The organism is Prosthecobacter sp. (assembly GCF_049294395.1).
Classification (GTDB): domain Bacteria; phylum Verrucomicrobiota; class Verrucomicrobiia; order Verrucomicrobiales; family Verrucomicrobiaceae; genus Prosthecobacter.
Genome location: NZ_JBAQCR010000427.1, coordinates 1 through 3,179 on the forward strand (window position 1 = coordinate 1; position 3,179 = coordinate 3,179).

Consider the following 3,179-nt stretch of genomic DNA (forward strand, 5'->3'; position numbering starts at 1 on the left):
CACAGCTCAAAATGCGGAGCAAAGCCCTTGCTAAGCGATCCCAGAGACACGAACCATCACCACTCCCAGCCGTGAGCATCATAGCTTAACTTCACGCAATCCTGGCCGAAGAACGGGGTCCACCTCAGTATGTGTTTGATGACGAGGCCCTGTTTCAGTACCGCTTTCCCACCTTTGACGGAAAGCGGAGCTACCGCCTGAATCTCGTCAGGGCGGTGCCCGGAGATGAGCCGGAGGTGGCCACTGCCATCGGCGATGAGGTGAGAGCGGAGCTCGTCCAGGAGATCGATGCAGGCTGCCGTGTCAGGCTCAAGACCGGCATGAAGCTGCTGCTGACAGGCTGCGAGCCTCCGCCAAAGCCAGGCATGACGTTTGAGGAGCGCGAGAAATGGTACAAGGTCAGTGAAACGATCTGGTGGCTGATCGATGAAAAGACGGTGGTCAAAGCCCGCACACAGGAGGAGCTGGCGAAGGCTGTGCCTGAACTCAAGACCGCGCTCGGCAGCCTGAAACTCCTGAAAGCGCCGGATCTTTTCGACCACCTCAAAAAAGAGCCGGACATGGCGCTCCCGAAAAAAGCAGTCGCAGCGCAGCCCGGGCTCTCAAAATAACACTCCCTCCCGCCAGACCACCCGCGCCAGCCCAGTCCTTTGCATACCATTGAATGGTATCTTTTCACTTGCATCCCCAAATCCAGGCCCATGCTTTCCAGCATGGCCTTCATCTTCTCCACCTCTCACCTTCCTGAAACCCGCGTCCGCCGCCCTGACCACCTCGAAGACGAGGAGGAAGACGACGTCATGCAGCCCATGCCCCGCGCCGGCGGCGTCCGCGCCTTCAGCCACCTGCCGGTGCGTGACAATCCTGCACCTTCCACCGCCCCGCTCCGGGAAGACAGCCCACGTGAAGGGATCGCCCCGATCCCTCCACGCTCCGCCACACCCTCCAGCCCCGCGCCCACCAGACTGGAGGATCAGGATGATCCCCCTCCTTCAGAAGCCAACCCCGAGGGCGACACCGCCCCGCAAGACCACGCAGACGACAGGCCCTGGTACATGCCCCGCATCACCGCCCAAGACCTGCCCCCGCAGGATCACCCTGAGGACGCACACGCCCCCGCCCCCAAACCTTGGGAAAACACCACCCGCAAATCCGGCTTCGACGAAACGCCTCCCGCAGACCGCAGCGCGTCCATGACGCGCAGCAGCGGCTTCTCCCCCTCCCCGCAAGACCTCCGCGATGCCTTCCACGCTCCCTCCCCGGACTCTCCCACCCGAGAAGCCCCCGCTCAAGACAGCCGCCCCGCCCTGACCCGAGGCCGCATCTTTGAAAAACGCAGCGTTCCAGCAGCGTTTTTGATGCAGCAGCAGATCAAGGATCCCAGCGTATCCTTTTCACAACAACGCCTTCAGGGATCCCATCAAGTGCCTGCCGCGCAACAGCAGGCGCGTGGGGCCAATCCCCCGACTCAGGGCGGTGCGCCCGCAGCGCAGCCGCAAGCCCTGGCTCAAGCTCAGCGTCCAGCGGCAAATCCTGCGCAGAATGCGCTTGCAGCACCTCAGCCTCCAACTGGAGGCCCAGCGGTAAAACAAGCTCAAACACCTCAATTCCAAGTGGACGAGGCGGATGAGAACACTCAGTTCGACTTAACGGATCAAGATACAGGCAAGCTTCTTCAAACGGGAGTCAAATTCGGAGACCATGCTCGCTCAGTTATCAATGAAGAAATCGAGAACTCTCCTGTCGCCATAGCCGCTCTCAACCGAGCGCGGGAACTGTCGAAGAAGAATGTCGTTGTTCATCTTACCAATGATGAACAAGCAACTCCCCGGATTGGTCTCGACGGCACCATCCACATCTATGTGAATCCGAAGACACTCAAGCCGGGGACGCTGGCACATGAAATCTCTCATGTCCTCCAGGGCTGGCACCGCACCATGGCGATGAGGTCTGGCAAACCGCTGACGGGTGCTGACATGAAAGCGGTCAACGCGCAAGGAAAAGCAGAGCTTGAAACCCTCGCACGTGGTGTGACGGATGCGAAGGGAGACGCCAACGAGGAAAGAGAAAATGAAGCGATGCGCGTTGCCAACATCGTCAAAGCCGAAGTCAGTGCGGCCAAAGTCAAAAGGCAGCTTGAGACCCTCAAAAATTCGAATAACAAGGCGGATAAAGATGAGTATAACAGGCTGATCCAAAATCCCGCAGAAATCGCCAGGATGTTTTGGAATGAGATGCGTCCGCCAGATAAACGCATCCCCCCCAGAGAAGGCACAAAACATCAAACCAATACGTATCGAATGCCGGAAAGCAGCATCTACGGAGGGTACGATTTCACCCATGTGCTCAAGACGCTGGGCAACGGAGTGACGCACGAAATACTCATGCATCAAACTCCTGTGAGAGACGAGTATCAACCGGGACCGAATCAAAAGCTCAGGTAAAAACGCCTTCTCGAACAAGGCATGATGGAAAGATGCTCCATAAAGGCTCATAAAGCCCGGTGCATGGGCACACTCTCCCCCTCACCTCTTCCCCTTCCCACGCACCAGCACGCTCTGCACGGCAGCACGCGCCTTGGTGGAGGCGGGCTGGGTTTCTTTGACGGCATCCGTCTTCAGCAGCTCAACCATCTTCGTCAGCAGTTCCGCCACCTTCTCCTCCGGTGCGGCGGTGAGGCTCTGCGCGACATCGCTGATGCGCCCGGCCATCTCCTGGCGAAGTGCTGGAAATGAAACGCTGTAGGGCCAGAGCTTGAGCAGCATGCCCAGCACGGCCTGCTGCTCCGCGGCGGTGAGGGCTGCGCCATTCACAGGCATGGGAGCGGCAGAGGGCCTGCCCAGCCAGCGCACGCTGAGGAGCAGCGCGTCATCATGCCCGGACCAGAGGTAGAGGGAGTAGCGGAGGTAAGTGAGGTCATCAGCCTTCGTGGCAGCGGCTGCTCCTGCCAGGGCCGCGCACTGCCAGGCGGGATCGCACTTGAAGTTTCCCCAGAGTGCGAGGGTTTCAAAAGCCCAACTTTTGGCCTGGCCATCGGTGCTCTGGAGCAGCGGAAGTGCAGCGGGGATGGCCAGAGGCGCGGCGGCGGGCCCCATGGTCTCAAACGCGCGCAGGATGCTTAAACCGAGCATCGCGTCTCCGTCTTTGAAATGCTGCACCAGCGCCGGAACGACAAGGGG

Annotated in this window: 3 protein-coding genes; 2 read left to right on the forward strand and 1 reads right to left on the reverse strand. The window is 59.8% G+C overall.

Translation table 11 applies throughout. The features are described from left to right. Positions 1 to 131: 131 nt before the first annotated feature. Together WAW39_RS29270 and WAW39_RS29275 are read left to right on the forward strand one after the other, a co-directional pair. Positions 132 to 611 (forward strand): hypothetical protein, encoded by a 480-nt coding sequence (locus tag WAW39_RS29270; protein ID WP_422323141.1) that lies wholly within the window; start codon positions 132 to 134, stop codon positions 609 to 611. 582 nt (positions 612 to 1,193) lie between these two features. Next, complete coding sequence (locus WAW39_RS29275; RefSeq protein ID WP_422323142.1) at positions 1,194 to 2,444, forward strand: hypothetical protein; 1,251 nt, start codon at positions 1,194 to 1,196, stop codon at positions 2,442 to 2,444. 81 nt (positions 2,445 to 2,525) lie between these two features. Here the strand turns inward: WAW39_RS29275 and WAW39_RS29280 are convergent. Next, the coding region (locus tag WAW39_RS29280) for a hypothetical protein (RefSeq protein ID WP_422323144.1) at positions 2,526 to 3,179 on the reverse strand (654 nt) is incomplete at its 5' end.

Bases quoted from the DNA above. Each gene is read 5' to 3' on its own strand.
- WAW39_RS29275 (WP_422323142.1), top strand. From the start codon at position 1,194: ATGACGCGCAGCAGCGGCTTCTCCCCCTCCCCGCAAGACCTCCGCGAT.